General features: G+C 51.9%; 21 protein-coding genes. 15 read left to right on the top strand and 6 right to left on the bottom strand.

Annotated elements, in window-relative coordinates; all coding sequences use genetic code 11:
* The 3 genes from CIK92_RS10840 to CIK92_RS10850 form a co-directional block, all read left to right on the top strand.
* On the top strand, window positions 1–798 hold a 798-nt coding region (locus CIK92_RS10840), incomplete at its 5' end, for a hypothetical protein (protein ID WP_216822225.1).
* Between the two features lie 12 nt (window positions 799–810).
* Window positions 811–1770, top strand: a complete 960-nt coding sequence (locus CIK92_RS10845) for a hypothetical protein (protein ID WP_094389086.1) — start codon at window positions 811–813, stop codon at window positions 1768–1770.
* Between the two features lie 402 nt (window positions 1771–2172).
* Window positions 2173–4278, top strand: a complete 2106-nt coding sequence (locus CIK92_RS10850; RefSeq protein ID WP_158214782.1) for a TonB-dependent siderophore receptor — start codon at window positions 2173–2175, stop codon at window positions 4276–4278.
* A 127-nt stretch (window positions 4279–4405) separates the two neighbouring features.
* Here the strand turns inward: CIK92_RS10850 and CIK92_RS10855 are convergent, their stop codons facing one another.
* From CIK92_RS10855 to CIK92_RS14085, 5 genes are all read right to left on the bottom strand, one after another.
* The gene (locus CIK92_RS10855; protein WP_094387499.1) at window positions 4406–5422 is read right to left on the bottom strand and encodes a branched-chain amino acid aminotransferase; all 1017 of its coding nucleotides are present in this window, start codon (window positions 5420–5422) and stop codon (window positions 4406–4408) included.
* Window positions 5423–5512: 90 nt separating this feature from the next.
* Window positions 5513–5689, bottom strand: coding sequence for an exodeoxyribonuclease VII small subunit (xseB, locus tag CIK92_RS10860; protein WP_022310422.1), 177 nt, complete (start codon window positions 5687–5689; stop codon window positions 5513–5515).
* Window positions 5690–5697: 8 nt separating this feature from the next.
* The gene (gene xseA / locus CIK92_RS10865) at window positions 5698–6933 is read right to left on the bottom strand and encodes an exodeoxyribonuclease VII large subunit (RefSeq protein WP_094389088.1); all 1236 of its coding nucleotides are present in this window, start codon (window positions 6931–6933) and stop codon (window positions 5698–5700) included.
* Window positions 6934–6936: 3 nt separating this feature from the next.
* Window positions 6937–8307, bottom strand: a complete 1371-nt coding sequence (locus tag CIK92_RS10870) for a S8 family serine peptidase (protein ID WP_254046068.1) — start codon at window positions 8305–8307, stop codon at window positions 6937–6939.
* Between the two features lie 51 nt (window positions 8308–8358).
* Window positions 8359–9531, bottom strand: coding sequence for a helix-turn-helix domain-containing protein (locus CIK92_RS14085; protein ID WP_254046069.1), 1173 nt, complete (start codon window positions 9529–9531; stop codon window positions 8359–8361).
* 279 nt (window positions 9532–9810) lie between these two features.
* Between CIK92_RS14085 and CIK92_RS10880 the strand changes: the two genes are divergently transcribed.
* From CIK92_RS10880 to CIK92_RS10910, 6 genes are all read left to right on the top strand, one after another.
* Entirely contained in the window at window positions 9811–10176 is a 366-nt protein-coding gene (locus CIK92_RS10880) for a hypothetical protein (RefSeq protein ID WP_094389090.1), read from the top strand.
* A gap of 372 nt (window positions 10177–10548) precedes the next feature.
* Window positions 10549–11421, top strand: coding sequence for a hypothetical protein (locus CIK92_RS10890; protein ID WP_022310426.1), 873 nt, complete (start codon window positions 10549–10551; stop codon window positions 11419–11421).
* Between the two features lie 12 nt (window positions 11422–11433).
* Window positions 11434–12921, top strand: a complete 1488-nt coding sequence (locus CIK92_RS10895) for a TolC family protein (RefSeq protein ID WP_094389092.1) — start codon at window positions 11434–11436, stop codon at window positions 12919–12921.
* 7 nt (window positions 12922–12928) lie between these two features.
* On the top strand, window positions 12929–13915 hold the full coding sequence (locus tag CIK92_RS10900) for an HlyD family secretion protein (RefSeq protein ID WP_022310428.1): 987 nt from the start codon (window positions 12929–12931) through the stop codon (window positions 13913–13915).
* A gap of 14 nt (window positions 13916–13929) precedes the next feature.
* Entirely contained in the window at window positions 13930–15093 is a 1164-nt protein-coding gene (locus tag CIK92_RS10905; protein ID WP_173823834.1) for an ABC transporter permease, read from the top strand.
* 6 nt (window positions 15094–15099) lie between these two features.
* Complete coding sequence (locus CIK92_RS10910; protein ID WP_254046070.1) at window positions 15100–16377, top strand: ABC transporter permease; 1278 nt, start codon at window positions 15100–15102, stop codon at window positions 16375–16377.
* Window positions 16378–16463: 86 nt separating this feature from the next.
* Here CIK92_RS10910 and CIK92_RS10915 read toward each other — a convergent pair whose 3' ends face one another.
* Window positions 16464–17567 (bottom strand): Mrp/NBP35 family ATP-binding protein, encoded by a 1104-nt coding sequence (locus tag CIK92_RS10915; RefSeq protein ID WP_094389098.1) that lies wholly within the window; start codon window positions 17565–17567, stop codon window positions 16464–16466.
* Between the two features lie 236 nt (window positions 17568–17803).
* Between CIK92_RS10915 and CIK92_RS13815 the strand changes: the two genes are divergently transcribed.
* From CIK92_RS13815 to CIK92_RS10945, 6 genes are all read left to right on the top strand, one after another.
* Entirely contained in the window at window positions 17804–18046 is a 243-nt protein-coding gene (locus CIK92_RS13815; protein WP_094387506.1) for a hypothetical protein, read from the top strand.
* 199 nt (window positions 18047–18245) lie between these two features.
* Window positions 18246–18920, top strand: a complete 675-nt coding sequence (locus CIK92_RS10925) for a hypothetical protein (RefSeq protein ID WP_022310433.1) — start codon at window positions 18246–18248, stop codon at window positions 18918–18920.
* A gap of 3 nt (window positions 18921–18923) precedes the next feature.
* Window positions 18924–19790, top strand: coding sequence for a DUF4384 domain-containing protein (locus CIK92_RS10930; RefSeq protein WP_144289410.1), 867 nt, complete (start codon window positions 18924–18926; stop codon window positions 19788–19790).
* A gap of 6 nt (window positions 19791–19796) precedes the next feature.
* Window positions 19797–20831, top strand: coding sequence for a hypothetical protein (locus CIK92_RS10935; protein WP_144007809.1), 1035 nt, complete (start codon window positions 19797–19799; stop codon window positions 20829–20831).
* Between the two features lie 68 nt (window positions 20832–20899).
* Window positions 20900–22276: a caspase family protein gene (locus CIK92_RS10940; RefSeq protein WP_158214783.1), complete on the top strand. Its 1377-nt coding sequence runs from the start codon at window positions 20900–20902 to the stop codon at window positions 22274–22276.
* A gap of 22 nt (window positions 22277–22298) precedes the next feature.
* Window positions 22299–23789 (top strand): transglutaminase domain-containing protein, encoded by a 1491-nt coding sequence (locus CIK92_RS10945; RefSeq protein WP_022310438.1) that lies wholly within the window; start codon window positions 22299–22301, stop codon window positions 23787–23789.
* The last annotated feature ends 322 nt before the right edge of the window (window positions 23790–24111 follow it).

The raw sequence follows: 24111 nt of genomic DNA on the forward strand, positions 1-24111 counted from the left end.
ATAACATGTTTTTATGACGATAGTATGGTCACTGAAATCCATTACAGAAAAGATTTAAAATTATGGAAATTTCTTCCCAAAGGATGTACTTATGTGAACTTTTTTGAAGGTTTATATATATTACGGAGGAAAGATGGACTTTTATTTATCACAGATAAGAACTACAATATGATACTTTATCCATGGTTTGATGAAATTGACATATGCTCAAACTGTTATATTGTCAGAAAAAACAATAAATGGGGAATAATTAGTAGAAATAAAAACATCAACATTGAGGGATTTAAAAATCCTGTTCCTGCTCCTATTACAAGAATAGAGTTTGATGCTATTAAAAAGAAAGGGGTTGGAGGTAGTAGAGCCATAATTGTTAAAAACAATCTTCAAGGAGTCTTTGATCTGAAAAATGAGAAGATTATGTGTTCTCCTTGTATTTCTGTTGAATACCAAATATTTCCAGATACTCTTAATGACAATGCTATCGCTTTTAAAACAACACAACAGCAATATGGTTATTTCGATTTAGACGGGCATCTACTATTTGAAATTAAAATAGAGGATGATAAGATTAAAGAGAGTTCCATTAGGGCATTTAAAAATGGTAAAGTATATCTTGAGAGTAACGAATATCAATATGTGTTCAACAAAGATGGTTCCTACGAAAGGACACGTATAGAGCAGCATTATTGCAATGATACTTATCATAATTATGATGCAGAACGTTGGGATGCACTAACAGATGGAATGGAAGGCGATTACCCTGGTTCTGGTGTTGACTACGATTTATTAGGATTTTAATAACGGAAACAAATGTTTGCTAAAGGATATACAAATATTAGGGCGATGATAGAAACCCAATATGGGATTTTATCACATATGATAACGGATATAGCTTACAGATACCAAACGCTATTAAAACAGACAAAGGAAGAAGCTGACCGATTGGCGCAAAATAATTCCGATGGAGATTATGATGTCTATCATACTATCTTGAATGGTTTTAATGATGTTGAGGAAATGTCGTCGTGTTTGATGACGGAAAGCAGAAAGATCCTGTTTTGCGCGATTTTTTCATACTATGAGACAATGCTCAACGAATTTGTCCTGTATTATAATATAGCAAATAATGCCACCCTGCCATCACAAATACTTGATTCAATTCTTAAAGCATATAAGACAAAGTACGGAGAAGAGATAACTTGTATAGAAGAAAATGTAGAGTATGCCAACTCTTTTTATAGGTTACTACGTAATCTCTATATGCATGGTTCCCTATCGAAAGAAAAGGATAGATGTACGCTATTCAATTATGCAGGAGTTACCAATGGCTTAAAGACATTCGGTATTGATACAATTATAATTGCGGATAACGACTTTTTATTCAAAGCACTTGATTGTTTTAAGACGATTCTCGTTTGTGTAGATGATGCTTTTATGCAACAATTATCAGAAGAACAAAAGCAATTGATGAGGGCTAAGGATATTATACGAGAAGCGATTAATAACTATCCTCCTGAAATGCCTGGGCTAGAGGATGAATATCCTCCTTTCTGTTCGATACGTGTACACAGATTACTCTGTGAGGCAGAATCCTTACTAATCTATGTAGCCAAGCGGGGTAATGCAGAAGCTCAAATGTTATTAGCAGATTTGTATATATCTGCTTTTGAGACCCCACAGAAAAAGAAAGGTTTTTCCTGGCTAAAGAAGGCTGTTGCACAAAATTATTTACCTGCAATCCAAATGCTGAGAGAAATCGAAAACGAATGAATGTCATCCAGTAGTTTGTCGTATGAGGCATTTGTGACGTTCTCGTATATAGGTCACGTTCTGTAGGGACTATTAGCCTAAAGAAATCGTTAAATCAGCGGTAGAATTGTAATTGAATCAAATATGGACAATGCGTCTTGACACATTGGAAATGTATGGAGTTATTAATGAACAATGTATTATAAAGGTGGAGAAACTCACGATAGGAATATGGATAGAAATCGTACACTTTCAAATTGCAATTGTATTAGCCATCTCAGATGGGGATGTTTGCTTATGTTTATGTCGCTCTGCATGGCAGTTAATGCCCAAAAGCGCATCACCTTTCATGTTACGAGCGAGCAAGGAGTTGCCCTGCAAGGCATAGCGATAAAATCAGATTATTGTGGAGTTGCCAAGGGGGTGAAGACTGATCCCAAGGGAATGGCTGTAATCAGCTATTCCTCTAAGGAGGCTACTTGTGACAACGTAGCAGTGACGATAAAAAGTAAATTCTATGAGAACCTTGATACCATAGTACCTGTTAACGCTTCTGATACCGTCAGCATTGTCCGGCTGACCTTGCGCGACAAAGTGCAGAAAATCAAAGAGGTGGAAGTGATTGCTTACCGCCCCATAGGCAAAAACAATGCAGAGAAATCGGTATATACTATTGACACCCGAGGGCTTCTTAAAACGACAAAGGCTAACAAGGCACTTGCCTTTTTGCCTGGCGTGGTAGCCTTCAACGACAGCTACTCCCTGGCAGGCAAAAGCCAGAAGACCCGAATTAAAATCAATGGCGTCATTGCCGGTGCCGAAGACTTGAAGGCTCTTTATGCCGGTGATATTGAAAAGGTGGAAGTGCGCGAAGTGACCAAGGACGACGACGAGCGTTTCGCTGGAGAAATCAATATTATCAAGAAACGGCACGAACAGCCAAAAATTTTTGGTAGCATCTCTGCCACAGGAGGTATGATACGGTCTTTGTGGGGTACATTTGACCATTTCGCCTTTCAGAATAAGCATTGGGATATTACTGGATTGATATCCTATAATCAGCATAGCCAAAAATCTTATACCGAGGTGTGTCGCATACCATCTTTGCCGTATAGCCCGTCTCAGAAGATGACCATCCAGAGAGACATTCGTATCAAGCAGCAGGCAGAGCGTATCTCTCTCAGTTGGTATCCTACCAAGAGGTTTACGATGACTCTCGGTGGCTATCACTATGGTTACCCCACTAAGTCTTCCGATTTCATCAATGACACGGAGGGTGATGATACTCATCGCAAGTATAAAGAGACTCTTGAATCTTATGGCAGCTATGCCAATGGTAGTTATAGTATAAACGACCGCAACAAGATAAATGTAAAGGGTAATTTCCTCTATTACAGAGACAAGTACGTTTACGACCTTCTCCCTGACTACAATTATAAGGCTGCCATGCGCGAATATACAGGAGAAGCCAATATCGAGAGCAGACTGAAACTCTGGGGTGGTTCGCACGATGTTACTTTTGGTCTCCGTAACACCTACCGCCAGAATATGTCTTATGCCAATGGGCGCAATGACTATTCGATGCAGCAGGTATACCTTACAGACTATCATTCATACGGCAAGGCACTTTCTTCGTATCTTATACTCAAGGGTGAGAGTGATAATATGGGGCCCAAGCGAGTTTTCTCCTTTCAGCCGTCATTGCGGTTGAACTACAATATGGGGAAAAAGGGAACGTTGACAGCCTCATACCAGCGCAAGACAACCCGACCAAGTATAGATTACCTCAATACCGACTCCCTGTTTCAGAATGTATACAATATTGTGGTCGGCAATGAAGCTCTACGCGCTCAAAACAGCGACAATATGTCCGTTTCGTTCCGCAAGCAAATCAAGAAGGCTTATCTCATTACGACTGCAAGCTATATACATACCTCTAATATCATAGACCAGATATTTGTCAATCCCGAGGACTACAATGTCAGCACCTACGACAACATTGGCAAATGTGATGAGGCTTCACTGTCTGTATACTTGATGAACAGACTGTGTAAGAACCGCATGAATATTTCAATAAGTCTCAAAGGATTTTACAAGAGATATGCTATCAAGCCAGAACTGGAGCGCAACACATTAATCATTCCATCCGAGGGTTGGGGATATTCCGCTACCTTCAATACCAGCTATCTTAGCACCAAGGGATGGATGTATTCTCTGAGTGCCAACCTTACTCCCAAGACTTATGAACTCAGTTATACGCATGTGCAGAATCCTAATCTCTATGTTTCGGTTACTAAGAGCACCTGTAACAACCAGTTGGACTTCAAACTCAGTTTTACCAATTCTCTGGTCTATTTCTATACGTCGCATACCAATTACCACTTCCGAGATATGTATCAGCGCACATTCCAAAAGAGTTATGCCAACAACATTACTCTCTCGGTGACGTGGAATTTGGGTAAGAGATTCCAGCAGCGCAGGGGAGTTTCGAGCGTTGTCAATGATGATATTGTCACTAAACAACAATAATGCACTCAGTGGAAGTGTCGTTTAGAGCGTTGCGTATATCATTATACTGAAGGAGCATCGTATTGTACAGTTATACAGAAAAAGCGCAGTCCGTGAGGGGCTGCGCTTTTTCTGTATGGTTGCGTTCTTACTCGATAATCACGCGTGTCCATCCGTGCTTGTCTTCCAGTATACCGTACTGGATGCCGCGGAGGGTGTCGTAGAGCTTCTTCGACCATGGGCCGGGCTCGTTGCCGAAGAAGTATTTCTTGCCGGTCTCAAAGTCGTCGATGTGAGAGATAGGCGAGATGACGGCTGCGGTACCGCAGGCTCCTGCTTCTTCAAATGTCTCCAACTCTTCCTCGGGAATAGGGCGTCGCTCTACCTTCATACCCAGGTCTTCGGCTATCTGCATCAGACTCTTGTTGGTGATAGAGGGCAGGATACTTGTCGACTTGGGAGTGATATAGGTGTTGTCCTTGATGCCGAAGAAGTTGGCGGCACCACACTCGTCGATATACTTCTTCTCCTTGGCGTCGAGATAGAACTCAGAGGCGTAGCCGTTTTCGTGGGCTATGTGGTTGGCCTTGAGCGAAGCGGCATAGTTGCCACCCACCTTATAGATACCGGTGCCGAGGGGAGCGGCACGGTCGTAGTCGCGCATGATGACGTAGGGGTTGGCAGAGAAGCCACCCTTGAAGTAAGGGCCTACGGGGGTAACGAAGATGAGGAACAGATAGTCTTCGGCGGGATGCACGCCTACGCAGGGCGTGGTGCCGATGAGCAGCGGGCGGATATAGAGAGTGGCGCCGCTCTCATAGGGGGGGATATACTTTTGGTTGAGGCGTACCACGCGTTCAACCATCTCTACAAAGAGCTCGGTGGGAACCTCGGGCATCATGATGCCGCGGCTGGTACTTTGCAGGCGGGCTGCATTCTCTTCCACGCGGAATACGCGCACCTTGCCGTCGGGACAGCGGTAGGCTTTCAGACCCTCAAAGGCTTCCTGTCCGTAGTGCAGGCTGGAAGCTGCCATTGAGAGGTTGATGTTGGGGTCAGAACTGATTTCTATCTCGCCCCACTTGCCATTGTGGTAGTTGCAGCGCACATTGTAATCGGTCGGCAGATAGCCGAACTTGAGATTTGCCCAATCTAATTCTTTCATTTTACTATCGTTTTAGTATTCGTTCTACTTGTCAGGGTGCAAAAGTAAACAATATTTGTTGCTTTGCCAACCATCTGTAGCAAAAAGTTGTTATCCTGCCAATATTTTGTCTATTTTGTCATTGGCAGCAGTGAGCTTGGCCTCACACAGGGCGATCAGCTTCTTGGCTTCGGTGAGTTGCTTGGCGAGCGAGTCGATGTCGAGCTCGCCTTGTTCCATTTGCTGCACGATGGTTTCCAGTCTTGCCATCGCTTCTTCGTAATTCATTTGCTTGCTCATTTCCTTATCTCTGATTTCAGGGTTCCTTGTTCCAGTCGTGTTTCGATGATGTCGCCGTCGGCCAGTTCATCGCCACTGCGCAGGGCATGACCGTTGTGCAGCGTGATGCTGTAGCCCCGGCGCAGGATGTGTATGGGGTCTTGGGCTTGGGCGCGCTGGGCCACGAGCTGCAGCCTGTGGCGCTCGCGCTCCAAACGTTGGGTTGCGGCACTGTCCAGCCTGTGGGCGAGGGCGTCTATGCGCTTGGTCTGCCGTTCGCGGGTCAGGGCAAAGAGGGTAGGGATGCGGTCGGCGAGCTGCTTGAGCCTCATCTTCTCGTAGGCGAGATGGCGCTCGGCGATACGGCTGATGCGCTCGCGGGCGCTGACGAGGGCGGTATAGACCTCGCTCAGATGGTCTATGAGGAAGGCGGCTGCCGCTGTGGGTGTCTTCACCCGCATATATGACACCATGTCCAGTATGCACTCGTCGCGGTCGTGGCCTATGCCGGTGATGATGGGCAGCGGGAAGTTGGCCACGTTCTCTGCCAGCGCCAGCGTGTCGAATCCCGACATGTCGGTGGTGGCGCCACCGCCACGGATGATGACCACCACATCAAACTCGTCTATGCGGGCATTGATGCGGTCGAGCGCGGCTATCACGCTCTGCTCCACCTGTTCGCCCTGCATGATGGCGGCGAAGAGTTCGTGGCTGAACGACAGCCCGTAGCTGTTGTCGTCTATCTGGTGGCAGAAGTCGCCATAACCGGCAGCCTGGGCGCTGGAGATGACGGCTATGCGCTGGGCAAAGCGGGGCAGCACGAGTTCGCGCTGGAGGTCGAAGATGCCTGACTCCTTGAGCTGACGGATTATCTCCATGCGCTTGCGCACGATGTCGCCCAAGGTGTAGTCGGGGTCTATGTCGCTCACCTGGTAGGCGAAACCGTAGGCTTCGTGGAAGGTGGGCGTTACCATCATCCTCACCTTGATGCCAGGCCGCAGCTGTTGCTGGGTCTGGCGTTCAAACTTGTTGCGCAGTGCCGTCCAGCGGTTGGCCCAGCACACCGCACGGGCCTTGGCCAAAGGGGTGGGGCCGAAGGGGTCGTTCTCCACGAGCTCCATATAGCAGTGGTTGCGGTCGTGCAGGTCGGAGAGCTCGGCTTCGACCCAGTATTTGCCGTCCATCTGCTGTTCGATGGTCTCGCGCACCATGTGGTTGAGCTCCAGCAGCGTGAAGGTTCTCTCGCTCGCCATGGGTTATCGTCCTTGTTGGTAGGCACGCCAGAAGTCGGGGATGCCGTAGCCGTAGATGTTGTCGGGGGTGAGATAGCGGTCGGCGCTGCTGCGCACCAGACTGATGATTTCCTTGGCGGTCTTGCCGGGCAGCGCCTGCCAGAGGCATGCCACCATGCCGCAGGCTATGGGCGAGGCAAACGAGGTGCCGTTGGCGCCACCGTTGACGCCGGCTGCGTTGAAGATGCGTGCCATGCCGCCCCGTGCCATGATGTCGGGCTTCACGCGACCGTCCTGCGACGGACCGATAGAGCTGAATACCGTGTTCAGGCCGTGGCTGTCTACAGCCCCCACCGTGAGCACGTCGATGGCGTCGCCCGGAGGCGTCACCTTCTTCCAGCGGTCGCGGCCCGAGTTGCCTGCGCTGCACACCAGCACCACGCCCTTCTGGGCCAGCATCGATGCCGTGTTGGATATGAGCGTGCGGCGGCCGTCGAGGTCCACATACTTGTGGCTCGTGGTGGCATCGTCAAACTCGGCGTAGCCCAATGACGAGTTGATGACGTCCACGCCCACCGAGTCGGCATACTCGGCAGCCATCGCCCATGAGTCTTCCTCCATCAGGCTCTCTGTGGGGCCGTATTCCGAGCGCAGCAGATAGTAGGAGGCTTCGGGTGCGGTGCCCACGTAGCGGAACGAGTCGACCGCAGCCATGCACGACAGCACCATAGTGCCGTGAGACAAGAGGTCTTCCATCTTGTCGCGGTAGGGGTAGACAAAGTCGCGACAGCCCAGCACGCGTACACCGCGCAGGGCGGGTATACGGGTGTAGTTCATGTAGCCGCCGTCGATGATGGCGATGGTCATGCCCTTTCCGCGGAAGCCAGCCTCATGCAGCTTCACGCCGTTGAGCTGTGCTATCTGGGGCAGCGCCTTGCCATAGACGCTCTCCGATGCCTTGGTCGTGTCTTTCACCACGCCGTAGGGCTTCACGGGACTCACCGAGTCGGGCGACTCGAAGACGCGCACCACGCGGGTCACAAAGTTGAGCCCTTCGAGCCGGGGGGCGATGTCGCCCTTGGGCGAGGCGATGAGCACGGTGTTGTTCCATCGGCTGCCGCCCACCACCTGATAGCCGTCGTGGCGCAGCGTGCCTATGTATTTGGATGATACGGGCAGGTCGGTAGAGTCGACAGCCAGCCCCTGGCGCTCTCTGCGGGCAAGGGCCTTGGCAGAGAGAAACTTCTCGGGGTGGCGCAGCGAGTAGCTTCCGCCCTTCTTGTCTTTGAGATACACTCTGTACATGTAGCTTTTGCCCCCGGCAAAAGCCACCTTCTGCGCCTGTATCTGCATCGAGCAGCACAGCGCCAGTAGTAGATATAATATTCTGTTCATAGTCGTGTGGTTGGTGGTGGCTGTCGGGGTGAGGGCTACAGCCGCCGGTGGTTACATACTGCCGTCGGCATCGCTGCCGCCTGTCTGCGACGGCAGTATGGGGCAGCCCCTCTCTCTCCAGGCTGTGGGTGTGCAGCCTGCGCGGTTCTTGAAGATGCGGTAGAGGTGGGTGCGCGACGAGAAGCCGCACTCGGCAGAGATGATATCATTGCTGTAGTCGGGGTAGTCGCGCATCATCTCCTGTGCCGCCTTGAACCTTATCTCGCTCAGCCATATACGGAACGACAGTTTCAGGTTCTGCTCGAAGTAGCGGGTAAGCTCTGCCCGAGGGATGAGCAGCATGCGCGAGAGGGTGAGCATGTTAGCATTGCTGTCGCGGTAGCCCTTGTCCTGGCACCATTTGTCCAAGCGCTCGGCGACGATGCGCTCGCGCTCGGGCGGCAGGGCTGCCAGATTGTAGGTGGCGGCTGCCGGGCTTCCGGTGCCATTGGTTCCGGCTGCGCGGGCAGACTCCTCGTCATCGTTGACCAGCTCTTCGGTGGGCACGTAGTTGAAGCCCAGGTTGCTGAATGTCAGGACAAAGAAGAATATGGCGAGCAGGATGACGGGGGCATAGATGACCAGTATCTTGTTGAAGAGGATGACAAAGGGCATCGTCATCAATGCTACAAACAGCACCGCCACGCTCGTCTTGGCAAAGCGCACATGGGGCAGCATGTCGTTGGCGGTGAGGGTCTCGAGCAGCTTGCGGCGGAGCAGTATTTGGCGAGATGCCTTATAGATGCAGTAGGCTACAAGGCATATATAGAGGGCAAGCATCACATACATCCACATGCCGATGCGCATGCTGCCGTTGCAGCAGTAGCCTATGGCGTAGCACACGACGATGAGGGCATAAAGCCCGACGATGCCGGCGACAAAGCGGCGGCGGTTGTCGTGGACGGCTTCGATGTTGTAGATGGACAAAGCAATCAGTGCAAAGCTCGGGGGATAGGCAAGCAGATTGAGCACTGCACCCAGGTCGGCGCCCGACGCTCTCACAGACAGGGTCATCTGCGCCAGGAAGTGGGCAGCCAGTATCAGCATGGCTGCAAACAGCATCCAGCGCGACTGCTCATAACGACGGTTCTTCCATCTCACGTGGAGGCTGCCAAGGCCCAATAACATAGCATTGATAAGCATGGACAAGAGGCTCGTAAACTGAAGCAGAAATAAAATCTTCATGACCTTTCGATGTTTTAGTCGTTAATCATACACTCTCAGAGTATCATCTCGCAATACTTTAGAGTATTATCTTGCAAAAATACAGCTATCTTGCAATACCCTTGGTATTATCTTGCAAAAAATACAGCTATCTTGCAATACCCTTAGTATTATCTTGCAAAAAATACAGCTATCTTGCAATACCCTTAGTATTATCTTGCAAAAATACAACTTTCCTCCCAAACGGCGGAGGAAAAATCCCGAAATCTTGAAAAGTTTTTTGCCACTCTCCGAGGCATCGTGCCAACCACCCTCACCAGCATGACGCCCACCGCGATTGTCTCCAGCATCGTGGAGAGTACCTCCAGACAGCTGGAGGGTACCTTTAGCGAGCTGGAGGGTACCTTTGGAAAGCTGGAGGGTACCTCTATCGGCGTGGAGATTGTCTCTATTGAGCAGGATGGTATCTCCAGAAGTCAGGCGACTGCAGACAGCGGCGTGGAGGTTGCATGGGCTGGCTCGTACCTTCTGATACGAGCACACGTGACAATAGGCACGAGCCCACGTGACATAAGATACGAGCCCTCGTATCGCAAAGCACGAGCCGATGATGATGGTCAGCACGCCGCCGAACGTGGTGGATGCCATAAGTCTTGGTCATCGTGACGACAACAGTGCCGATAGCGTTGCCTGGCGGCACAATCACCAGCCCGCAGACCACGGTTGGCGTAGGCGAGTATGCCCCTATCCACCCCGCCGACAGCCCCACGGATAGGGTCATGATAGCGGGCGTCTCGGCAGCCGTCAGCCCCCAGCCCGAGACGGTCGGCAGCGAGCCCGCAACAGGCTCTCCGAGAGGGCTGAGAGTGGTGGTATACACCGCAACTGCCCACTGCAAACAAATATTAATGATTGGCCTTTTTTTCCACAAAAGTGCTAATTTTTCATATTATTATATATTTGGTCTGACGATTTATTTGATAAGTCAGATAATTGGCTTACTTTTGCAGCGCATAACAAATATTCACAGTGCAATATATGAAGACTAAAATTCTTATCCCCGTAATCGTCGTAGGTCTGCTCCTTGTGGGCGGCATAGTGTATCTCGCTCTCAGCCTCAACCAACAGAGGCAGGAAAACCAGGCTATGCAGGAACTTGCCGAGATAGACAAGCGGGAAATGGAGAACGAGTATCAGCAGTTTGCCAATCAGTACGGTGAGATGAAGACCAAAATCAACAACGACTCTATCGTCGCCCAGCTCACCGCCGAACAGGAGCGTACCCAGCAGCTGCTCAAGGAACTCAAGGATACCAAAGCGTCGGACGCAAGAGAGATAGCCCGACTGAAGAAGGAACTGGCCACCGTGCGCGCCGTATTGCGCAACTATGTGTTGGAGATAGACTCGCTCAACCGACTCAATCAGAACCTTACTGCCGAGAATACCCGTGTGCGCGGACAGTATGAAGAGGCTACCAGACAGATAGAGGGACTCAATTCGGAGAAAGCAACGCTCTCGGAGAAGGTCGCTATAGCCGCACAGCTCGATGCTATAGGCATCAGCGTCACACCCTTAGACAAGCGAGGCAGGGCTACAAGAAAGATAAGGAAGTGCAAGGCCATCCAGGTGAGCTTCGCACTCGCCAAGAACGTCACCGCCCAGAGCGGCATGAAGACAGTATATGTAAGACTGACATCGCCCACAGGCACACTGCTGGGTGGCGCAGGTTCATTCAGCTATGAAAACCGCACCCTGCAGGCTTCGATGAAGAAGGTGGTGGAATATGGCGGCCAGGAGACCCCCGTGACACTGTTCTGGAATGTCACCCAGGCGCTGGTCGAAGGCACCTATCATGCAAGCATCTTCGCCGATGGCAACATGATAGGTTCCAAGAGCGTTACGATAGACTAAAAAGGAGAGCAAATGACAAGGCTATTATTATCCTTAATGTTATGTGCCGTCTGGCTGCCACAGGTTCAGGCGCAGGGGCTGTCGCTCGACAGTTGTCGGGCTCTGGCGCTGCGCAACAACAAGCAGCTCAATGTGGCAAGGCTCAAGCAGGATGTGGCGCGATACAACCGCAAGGTGATGCGCACCAAGTATCTGCCCAAAGTCGATGCCGTGGGCGGCTATGAGTATTTCAGCAAAGAGATATCGCTGCTCAACAGCAACCAGAAGACCGCTTTCGGGTCGCTGGGAACGACTGCCACGGGAGCCGTGGGTGGCAATATCACCCAGATGATAACGGGGTTGGTTCAGCAGGGCGTCATCACGCCCGAGTTGGCACAGCAGTTGGGTGGCGTGCTCAACAAGCTCACGCCACAGTTGGCTGAGGCTGGCAACAAGTTGGGCCAGGCGGTCAACGACGCCTTCCGCACCGACACCAAGAACATCTGGTCGGGAGCCGTCATGGTGAGACAGCCCATCTTTATGGGCGGCGCCATCGTCGCAGCCAACAAGATGGCAGACATCGGCGAGAAGATGGCTGCCAGCGACCTCGAACTGCGTCGGCAGACCACCCTCTACGACATAGACCAGGCCTACTGGCTCGTGGTGTCGCTGCGCCAGAAGGAGCAGTTGGCCCAGAGCTATCGCGACCTGGTTAAGAAGCTCAGCGAGGATGTGAAGAAGATGATTAGAGAGGGCGTGGCTACCAAGGCCGACGGACTCAAGGTCGATGTCAAGGTCAACGAGGCCGACATGCAGCTCACCCAGGTCGAGGACGGCCTGTCGCTGGCCAAGATGATGCTCTGCCAGCTCTGCGGTCTGCCCATGGACCGGGAGATAACCCTCGCCGACGAGAACGTGCAGACACTCGCCCCAGTCATAACAGAGACCTATGAAGCAGCCGACACAACCTATGCTGCGCGCCCAGAGATACAGATGCTCGAGAACGCCATTGAACTGAGCCGCCAGAGCACCCGCCTCATCCGCGCCGCCGCTCTGCCCCATGTGGCACTTACCGGCGGATACATGGTGAGCAACCCCAATGTCTTCAACGGGTTTGAACGCAAGTTTGCCGGCGTATGGAACGTAGGCGTACTGGTACAGGTACCCGTGTGGAACTGGTTTGAAAGCAGCTACAAAATACGCGCCGCCAAGACAGCCACCAACATAGCCGTGATGGAGCTGAGCGACGTGCGCGAGAAGGTCAATCTGCAGGTGGCACAGAGCCAGTTCAAGCTCAAGGAGTCGCTCAAGCGGTTCCATATGGCCAACGAGAACATGAAGAGTGCCGAAGAAAATCTGAGATGTGCCAACCTGGGATTCAAGGAAGGCGTGATGGAGGTCACCGATGTCATGGCGGCACAGACCGCATGGCAGATGGCACAGTCGCAGAAGATAGACGCCGAGGTGGGCGTCAAACTGTCGCAAGTAAACGTAAAAAAAGCATTAGGTATATTAAACTGAAACGATTATGTCAGCTAAAACACAACATAACAACATACTGCTTGCCGTCGTAGGATTTACGGCAGTGGTGGTCATCGTGGCCCTCATCGGCTATCTTACCCTCGGCCAGGAACCGGAGATTATCCAGGGCGAGGTCGAAGTGTCTGAATACAGGGTGTCGAGCAAACTGCCCGGCCGCGTGGTAGAACTCAGAGTCAAGGAGGGCGACTTTGTGCATGTAGGCGATACACTCGCCATACTCGAGGTGCCCGAGATGGACGCCCAGAAGCGAGTGGTCGAGGCTACAGGTGAAGCGACCAAGGCGCTCAAGGACCTCACCGACGCCGGAGCACGCCAGGAGCAGATACAGGGTGCCTACCAGCTGATGCAGCAGGCCAAGGCTGCAAGCGAGATAGCCCAGAAAACCTATAACCGCATGCAGAACCTCTACAACGAGGGCGTCATAAGCGGACAGAAGCGCGATGAAGCCTTTGCCGCGTACAAGGCGACCGAAGCACAGGTAAAGGCTGCCGAGAGCCAGTATGAAATGGCGAAGAACGGAGCCCGCAAACAGGAGCGCGAGGTGGCTGCGATGAATGCACAGGCCGCCAGCAACGCTGTGGATGTGGTGAGCTCGCTGCTGCGCGAGACGGTGCAGGTGGCACAGGTAGAGGGCGAGGTGAGCGAGGTATATCCCAAGGTGGGAGAACTCGTGGGACTGGGCTCGCCCATCATGAGCATCTCGATGATGAACGATGTATGGGGCACATTCAATATCCGCGAAGACCAGTTGGGCGGCATGAAGATTGGCGACACGTTTACCGCCTACTGCCCGGCATTCGGCAAGGACATAGAACTCAAGGTATACTATATACACGACCAGGGAAGCTACGCCGTGTGGAAGGCCACGAAGACCAACGGCCAGTATGACCTCAAGACATTTGAAGTCAAGGCTCGCCCAGTGGGCAAGTTTGAGGGCCTGCGTCCGGGTATGAGCCTTATCCGTAAAGACTGAGAGGCACAGACACTATGATAAAGCAGATATATCGGATAGCCCTGCGCGAGTGTGGCATCCTGCGCTCCAATCCCATCTATGCGTTTTGCATGGTAGTGTTCCCGGTGCTGGTGGTGGTGTTCTTCACCTCACTCATGACCGAGGGACAGCCTGTAAACATGCCGGTGGGAGTGGTAGACCAGGACAATACCGCCACAACGAGGGCGCTGATACGCCGGCTCGATGCCTTTCAGACCACGAAGGTGGTGGCGCACTATGCCAACATCAACGATGCGCGCCGCGCGGTGCAGGAGGGCGACATCTATGCCTTTCTGCTCATCCCCAAGGGTACCACCGACGGCATGGTGTCGGCACGCCAGCCCAAGATATCATTCTACTACAGCCAGGTGACGCTCCTGGCGGGCTCGACGCTCTTCAAGGACCTCAAGACCATCTGCACGCTGGGCTCGGCGGCTGTAGGCTCGGCTAAGCTGTCGGCTCTGGGCAAGACCGAGCGCGAGATACAGGCTTTCCTGCAGCCCATAGCCCTCGACATGCACATGATAGGCAACCCCTGGGCCAACTACAATGTGTATCTCTCGACCATCATGGTGCCCGGACTGCTGCTGTTGTTTGTATTCCTCATCACCCCATACTCCATCGGCACCGAACTCAAGTTCAAGCGTTCGCACGAGTGGCTCAAGATGGCGGGCAACAGCATGCCCGTGGCTCTGGCAGGCAAGCTGCTGCCCCATACGCTCGTCTTTCTGACGGTGTTCTATGGGTTTGACTTCTACATCTATTATATATTGGACTTCCCCCATCCCGGAGGCGTGGTGCCGATACTGCTCGATGGCTTCCTCTCGGTGGTGGCAAGCCAGTGCTTCGGCGTGTTTGTCTTCGGACTGATGCCGTCGCTGCGTATGTCGATGAGTATCTGCTCGCTGTGGGCGGTGCTGAGCTTCTCGGTGTGCGGAGCCACCTATCCCGTGTTCGCCATGGACTCGATGATAGAAGCCATGGCACAGCTCTTCCCGCTGCGCCACTACTACATGATATATAAAATAAGCATATTCAACGCGTTCCCCCTTGCCGACTGCGTAATCAACATCGCGGCTCTGGTGCTGTTCATGCTGCTGCCGCTGTTTACCGTGCGCAACCTGCGCAGGGCCATGCAGGAATATGTCTATATACCCTAAATGATTATGAACGGAGACCATAGTCTTATCTCACAAATCAAACAAGGCATCTATGACATGTGTCATATCTGGGCCAAGGAGATGCGATCGGTATTTGCCGACGAGGGCGTGCTGTTGTTCTTCATCTTCCTGCCCTTGTTCTACCCTTTGCTCTACTCATGGATATACAACAACGAGGTGGTCAACAAGGTGCCCGTAGCCATAGTAGACTTGTCGCACAGCCACGACAGCCGCGAGTTTGTGCGCAAGGTCGATGCCTGTTCGGGGGTACGCGTGGCTTACTACTGCAACAACCTCGAGGAGGCGCGTGAGGTGGTGGGGCACCAGAAGGCCCACGGCATACTCTATTTTCCATCAGACTTCGCCACGAAACTGCATCGGGGCGAACAGGCACATGTGGGCGTGTACTGCGACATGAGTCTGATGCTCACCTACAAGGCTATACTCCAGTCGGCGCAGGCTGTGTCGATGGAGATGGGAAGCCAGATACAGATAGCGGGCTCCAACTCGTTTACCGCCCGCGATGAAGATATAGCCACCCGTCCGCTCGACTTCGACGAGGTGCCCATCTTCAATGCCACGGGTGGTTATGGCAACGCCATCCTGCCCGGTGTGCTCATGCTGATACTCCAGCAGTCGCTGCTCTTGGGCATCGGTCTGGCGGCAGGTACCGCCCGCGAGAACAACCGTTATCAGGACCTCGTGCCCATTACCAGCCATCACAACGGCATCTTCCGTATTGTGCTGGGAAAGGCGATGTGCTACTTCATGATTTATGCCGTGGCGGGTGCCTATATCACCCTCTGCGTTCCCCGCTTCTTCCACTTCACCACCATGGCACAGGGTGGTCCGCTTTTGGCCCTCATGGTGCCCTATCTGCTGGCTTGCATCTTCTTTGGCATGATGCTGTCGTGTCTGGTGCGCTATCGCGAGAATGTGATGCTGCTGGTGGTGTTTACCTCGGTACCTCTGCTCTTCATGACGGGCATCAGCTGGCCCGTAAGCAATATCCCCGGCGTGTGGAAGGGCGTGTCGCTGCTCTTCCCATCGACCTTCGGTGTGAGGGGCTTCCTCACGCTCAACAGCATGGGAGGTACGCTCGACGACATCACCACCGAATATATGGCATTGTGGGTTCAGGTGGCCATATACTTCTTTGCCACCTGCGTGGTCTATCGTCTGCAGATTATACACACCCACACCCACGCCTACGAACGCCTCGAAATGCTCAAGCAGAAGACCAAGGAGGCTATAGGCCGCAAGCAGTCGGGTAAGGAAGGATAATTGCGGCAGTGCAGAAATGACAATCCCTGTTTCTGGCATCCATCGGATGGAGAGACAGGGATTGTCGTATTGTATAGGGGTGTAGATTACTTCTTGCTGATGTCTACGATGCGGGTCTTTGGTAGCTCCTTGTTGCGTCGGTTGGTCACTGTCACCACCGCCTGGGCCAGGTTGAGGAACGCCTGACCAGTCTGGCTCTCGGTGTTGAGCACTGCGGGAGTACCGGCGTCGCCATTGTCGCAGATGCTCTGTACCAGAGGTATCTGGGCGAGCAGCGGACAGCCCATCTCCTTGGCCAACTGCTTGCATCCCTCCTTGCCGAAGATGTAGTAGCGGTTCTCGGGTAGCTCGGCGGGAGTGAACCATGCCATATTCTCCACCAGACCGAGTATGGGCACGTTGACCTTGTCGTTGCGGTACATGTCGATGCCCTTGCGCGCATCGGCGAGAGCCACATTCTGCGGCGTCGATACGATGACGGCACCGGTGATGCTCAGCGTCTGCAACAGGGTGAGGTGGATGTCGGATGTGCCGGGAGGCGTGTCAAGGATGAAATAGTCCAGGTCGCCCCAGTCGGCGTCGGCGATGAGCTGCTTCAGGGCAGATGTGGCCATGCCTCCGCGCCACAGCGTGGCGGTGTCGGGATTGACGAAGAAACCAATGGACAGGAGCTTTACGCCATACTTCTCGATGGGCTCGATGAGCTGGCGACCATCCTTCTCTACCGCATAGGGGCGCTCGCTCTCTACGCCGAACATCTTGGGCATGGAGGGACCGAAGATGTCGGTATCGAGCAGACCCACCTTGTAGCCCATGATGGCGAGGGCTATGGCGAGATTGGCAGAAACGGTCGACTTGCCTACGCCGCCTTTGCCCGAGCTTACGGCTATCACGTTCTTCACCTGAGGCAGCAGTTTGCCCACCTCGGGGCGTGGTGCCGACTTGAACTCGGTCTTAATCTCGACCTCTACCGCCTTGTCCACGTGGTAGTGTATGGCTGCCTCGGCAGCCTTTAAGGTCGATTTGAGGAACGGGTCGGTCTCGCGGGGGAATATCAGTGTGAAACTCACCTTCATACCGTCGATGCGAACATCGTCGGCGAGCATTTCTGCCTCTATCAGGTTTTTCTTGTTACCAGGGTAAGTCACCGTAGCCAAAGCGTCGGTGATAAGTTTTGGATATAATGTCATCATATTGTCTTTTAATCAGTTGCAAAATTAGCCAAAAAAACTGTAACAGCCTCATAAATGTCCATAATAATATCCCCCGCACTCTCCCCGCCGTCCTCTGCCCCTGCCACAATGGTGCCCTCCACGACCGAGACGGCAACCGCTGCCGCAGACCTCGCCACCTTCGGCATGGCGATGGCGGCAGAGAGGGTGGCGACAACCGTTGTCAGGGATGCTATATATATAATAAGGTGTAGATGGGTTGCAGCCAACCCAAGGATGACAGGCGGGCGGAGCGCAGGCTGCAGGAATGGCGCAGAAAGGGACAGATGCGTCACTTCCTCCAGTATAAAGGACTGGTGGATGGCGGCGGAAAGCTAATGGATATGGATGGTCTTGACCGTGATTTGGACAAAAATAACGATGATGGTCAAAAAATCTTCCGTTTTTTAGTATTTATTCAGAATTTAATGCTACTTTTGCAACTAACGAGATTATAACTATTACCTCACCAACTTTGGCGATGTCGATTACGAGCTAACAATGGTCGCCCTTGGCATATTGCATTTCACACGTTCACTCCACGGAGTGAGGCTCTCCGTGCTACAGATGTATATCTGCCCTACATAACACAATTAATGTCCGTCACATCTTAACCAAGCCAATCGGGAGCCGTTGGTACAATTAAAAACTTAACGTATGAGAACCATCAGATTAGTATTGACCCTGGTGCTGGTCATGACTTTTACCGTATCTTTTGCCCAGTTGACGAAAGAGCAAATCAAGGAACGCAAGGAAATCAAGAAAGCCTCGAAGGCTGAACTCGGCGAGAAGGCCACGAAGACAGCCCGCAAGGAAGCCAAACGCTTGGCAAAGGAGGGATGGAAGGTCACGCCCGGCGCTCTGCCATTGGAAAAACAATTGGACAAGTCGTACCTCATGCAGATGGAGTATGATGAGAATATGTTTCCCAAGTATCTCATGGGCGAGGCTATGAGTATCGGCGAAAACTATGACGCTGCCCGCCTGCAGGCTATGGAGCTGGCCAAGCAAAGCCTGGCTGGACAGATACAGACTGAGGTGACCGCCCTGATAGAAAACACCGTAAGCAACAAGCAGCTGGCGGCTGAAGAGGCTGCCTCTGTGACCCAGACCATCAGTGCAGCCAAGAACCTTATCTCCCAGAGTATAGGCCGTGTGCTCACCGTGGTAGAGATGTATCGCGTGCTGGGCAACAAGAACAAGGAGGTGTCGCTGCGCATTGCCTATAATGCGGAGATGGCAAAGCAGGCTGCCAAAAAGGCCGTGCGCCAGGAACTGGAAAAGAAGGGCGACGACCTGCACAAGAAGTTGGACGAACTGCTGGGTTGGTAGCGTATGCGTAGTTGGGTAGTAACTCTATGCTGTCTCGTGGCGAGTGTGGCTTGGGCGCAGAAAACCGTCACGGTGGTAGCGTCGTACACCTATAACGTGCCCGAGAATGTGACGGTGGAGCAGGCCAAGACCACGGCGCTCGAAAGGGCAAAGGTCCAGGCTATCGCCGACGAATTTGGCACTCTCATAGGGCAGAGCAACTCTACCCTGGTGACCAATGAAAACGGAAAGAGTGATACCCATTTCTCATCGATTGGTCGTAGTGACGTCAATGGCGAGTGGATAGAAACCATCGGTGAGCCCCAATATGCGATAAACTATGAACAGGGGATGCTCATCGTCAATGTGAAGGTCAAAGGGCGCATACGCAAGTTGTCTGGCCCCAAGATAGACCTCGCTGTCAACATACTGCGCAATGGCACCGAACTCAAATACGAGAGCGACGATTTCCGCAATGGCGACGATATGTATCTCCACTTCCAGTCGCCCGTAAGCGGCAGACTGCTGGTCTATCTCGTCGACTATACCGCACGCCAAGTCTACTGTCTCTTGCCCTATTCGCAGCAGGCGGATATGGCCCAGCCTATAGAGCAGGGTAGGGAGTATCTGTTCTTTTCTGCCAAGAGTGTGGCAGCCGAAGAGCGGCAAGTGGTGGATGAATATACGCTCACTACTGACAAGAAAATGGAGCAGAACGAAATGGTCGTGATATTCAGCTCTGGCGAACTGGCCAAAGCCAATACCTCGGCGAGTGAGGGACTGCTGCCGCGAGCTATGAGCATTGACCACTTCAACAAATGGCTGGCTGAAATGCGCATCAAAGACAAAAATATACAAATCATCAATAAATCATTAACCATTAAAAATTAACTAATTATGAAAAAGGTATTGCTTTTATTCTTTTTTGTCTCCCTCTGTGTGAGCAACATGTATGGAAAAACCAAGACTTCTTATCGCAACGCGCTGATATTTGCCTATTCTCAGGCCAACAGTGTGTTTGAAGATGACAATATACGACTGGAGATTTACAACGAGCAGCTATGGGCCAAGAACAAGACCAAGAAGACCATCTTCATCGACTTGTCTCAATGCTTCATGGTGCATAATGGTTCGTCGTTCCCTCTGTTTGACAAGAAACAGGACGAGCGCCACGCCTCGAAGAAAGGCAAGACTACGTCGATCGATGAGTTTATTACCATCCCGCCATCTACTGGCGGCAAGCAGAATGATACTTTCATCTGTAACATGGCAACGGGTATTCTGGGTAATTACAGTACCTCGGAAACTCCTGCCGGAGAATTCACAGAGTATGACAAGCGACTGTTCAATCTCATTGCCGATTTGCTGGACGAGTCGAAGAAAGCCGACCCCAAACGTGAGGAATACAAAGGTACTGTAAGCCGTCACCTCACTGAAGACGAGAGTATCAACAATATTGGTGCCTCTATTGCCTATGCCTTCAACAAGCGTTCCGAGGAATGGACAAGTGTGGCCCTGTCTGCCTGGGTGAGTGACATCATCTTCTCGCCCTACTATGTGGAAATGCCCGACGACCTGACCAAGAAAGACAAGCGCGGGTTTGGCGTCAAGGAGACCAAACCAGCCGTTCTTCACGTGATGGCCAACTCTCCCTTTGAGTTTGACGAAGACCGCTCACCCATCATCGTGTGTGACTGGGAAGGTAACTTCAAGAAGGGAACATTCAGACTGAGCAGTACCAATGTGTCGAAGCAGGGAAAGGTTGGTATCGGTCGTATTATCGGCGCCATATTTACCTATGGAGCTACGCTGCTCGTGCCCCTGTCAGAGACCAGCTATAAGAAAGTCATCCACTTTGATGGCGCTACAAGCGATTGGGGTAAGATGACTTACGTAGGTAGACTTCAGGATACCAAGCAGGAAAAGAAATAGTATAAACCGCGACTGCCACTCTGCCCGAATGAATGAGGGGAGTGGCAGTTGTCTTAGCATTGTATGTCATGATGCGCTTATTGTTCCTTATATTAATATGGTGCGTGCAGACGGTGTCGGCGCAGAGTATGGATGTGCAGAGTAAGGCTGCGCTCGAGTCGATGCGCAGGGGTTATGTCCAGTATGCTTTTGATGAGTTCAAACGGCTTGCCGCTTCCAATGACATGGCTGCTCAGTACTATCTGGGCTGGTGTTATGAGAATGGTGTGGCTTGTGAGAAAGCGCTTACGGATGCGTTCCGCCTCTATCGCCGTGCAGCCGAACGTGGTCTGCCTGATGCCATGTTGCGCTTGGCTTCGTTTTACCAAAATGGTATTGTGGTAAGTCAGGACGATGGCAGATATAACGAATGGATGGAGCGCTATCAGAAGAAGGGCGGCAAGTGTCTGCTGCCTGATATCGCTGAGGCATATAATGGGGCGCAACGCAATATAGCCAATTATGCGCTCAATCCGAAACAGGGAGGAACGGTAAGGCAGCAGCCTGCCGCCAGTGGTGGAGGCACGGGGCAGACGGTAAACCATATTACCATCGTACAGCAGACGGCTCCCACGCCAAAGCCAGAACAACCCAAGCCCACGACGCCAAAACCAGTGGTGACCAAGTCGGATGTAGATACCGGCATCCCCTCGACTGGTGCGGTCAACGAGAATACTTTTGCGCTCATCATCGCCAATGAAGCCTATCAGAATGTGGCACCTGTGCCCAATGCCATCAATGACGGAAAGGTATTTGCAGACTATTGCATGAAGACTCTGGGTATGCCCAAGACCAACATCCATCTGGTAAACAATGCTACCTATATCAATATCAAGCGTGAACTCAATCTGATGCGTCAAATCGCTGAAGCATACAAGGGTGGGGCTAAACTTGTCGTCTACTATGCAGGACACGGACTGCCCGACGAGGCTTCGGGAGACGCTTACCTCTTGCCGGTAGATGGTTATGGTTCGGATTTGACAACCTGCTACAATCTGAATGATTTCTATGCCGCATTGGGAGCAATGTCCCTGTCTCAGGTGGTGGTGCTGATGGATGCCTGCTTCTCCGGCTCGTTGCGTGGAGATGGCATGCTGGCGTCGGCTCGTGGTGTGGCAATCAAGGCCAAGGGCAGCGAGTCTAAGGGAAACATGGTCGTACTGTCTGCCGCTCAGGGAGACGAGACTGCCTATCCCTTGGATGGGCAGCATCATGGTATGTTTACGTATTATCTTCTTAAGAAACTGAAGGAGAGTAAAGGTACGGCAAATTTGGGCAGCCTGTTTGACTATGTCAAGGACAATGTGGTGAAGAAGTCGCTGGTGGTAAATGGCAAGCGGCAGACTCCTACCATTTCTCCGTCGGCTGCTGTCTATGACAAGTGGCGTAATTGGACATTGAAATAACCATTGTATAAAGGAGACAATCATGGTGAGGCAAATGGTGTTCTGCGTGTCGCTGCTGATGGCAGTAAACTGTCTGGGGCAGACGACAAACAAGGCTCGGCAAGGGTATGAGCAGTTTAAGAAACAGGCTCGGCAAGGGTATGTAGACTTCCGTCGGGCTTGCAATGCTGATTATGCTGCTTTCCTGAAACAAGCCTGGCAGTCGTATGAGGCAGGTCCCGTGGTGCCACGTCCCAAAGAGCGTGAGGTGAAGCCCGTGGTAATGCCGCAAGGAGATGTGGACAAGCCGGTGAAACCTATGCCTATCAAGGTGGATACGGTGATAGCTCCTGTGCCTCAAGGGGCTCAGCCCAAGCCTGTGGCTCCCATCTATGAGGGAACGGTGGAGAATGAACAGCAACTTTCCTTTACCTTCTTCGGAACAGAAGGCCGTGTGCGGATGCCTGTCCTGCGTCCTGATATCGGTGCCGTCTTGAAGGGCGGTGTGTCAGAGAATGAGGTGAGCAAAGGATGGACTATGCTCTCGGAAGGCGGCTTTGACCATCTCATCCGCGATTGCCTCGGACTGCGTATGAGTCATCAGCTCTGCGACTGGGCTTATCTGCTCATGCTCCGCAAGATGAGCGAGAGCTACTATGGTGGCGACGCCAATGCCTCGACCCTCTTCCTGGCTTGGGTCTATTGTCAGAGTGGTTATCAGATGAGGTTGGGGAGCAACGGTCAACGTCTCTATCTTCTGTTTGGTAGTCGTCATCAGATTTATGACCACGCGTTCTTCCGCATCGATGGTAATTATTTCTATCCGCTTGTGGACAAGGGAGAAACGGCTAGTACGCGGTTGCGTATATGCGGGGCAGCTTTCCCCGAAGAGCAGCCTCTGTCGCTCTATATCCCTTCGGCGATGTCTCTGACCAACAATTTCAGCGACAACCGCACCATACGGTCCAAACGCTATCCCTCGGTGGAGGCGCAGGTAAGGGTAAACCGCAATCTGATAGATTTCTACGATGTCTATCCCACCTCGGCGATAGACGACAATCCACTTACGCGCTGGGCGATGTATGCTAATACGCCTATGGCTGAGAATGTGAAATCCCAGCTGTATGGCAAGATGCGGCAGCTCATTTCTGGCAAATCTCAGATTGAGGCGGCCAATATGCTCATAGACTGGGTGCAGACGGGGCTGGTGTATGAATATGATGACAAGGTCTGGGGTGGCGACCGTGCCTTCTTTGCCGAAGAGACGCTCTATTATCCTTATTGTGACTGCGAAGACCGTGCGATTTTGTTCACTCGTATGGTGCGCGATTTGCTCGGATTGAAGTGCATCCTGGTGTATTACCCCAACCATCTGGCTTGCGCCGTCGCCTTCGACCAAGCGGTGCAGGGTGACTATGTAGTGGTCGGTGGTCGGCGTTTCGTGATTGCTGACCCAACGTATATCGGGGCGCCAGTGGGGCGGACTATGCCCGATATGGATAACAGCTCTGCGCAGGTAATCATGCTCGAGTAGTCTTCGGTCTATGGCAATTCCACATGTGACCGCCGTCAGTCTGCATCGGAATAGATTGGCGGCGGTCACATGTATCATGACTTCTTCTACATCTTTGATGAATGTGTAAATGTCGGTCTGTGGGGTATATATTATAATAAGGTATATAGTCCCCAGGGTCATCATTTCGGTTGATATAAATCAATAGGTGAAAAATATTTTCAACTTTTTTGTTGAAATGTTTGGTTTGTGTTGAAAAAAGCTATACCTTTGCATCCGCTTTCGAGAATGAAACACTTCTCCTGAGCGCTGAAGAAAGAGTTCTTTGAAAGATTTAAGATAA

Source organism: Prevotella sp. P4-67 (assembly GCF_002251325.1).
In the GTDB taxonomy this organism is placed as follows: domain Bacteria; phylum Bacteroidota; class Bacteroidia; order Bacteroidales; family Bacteroidaceae; genus Prevotella.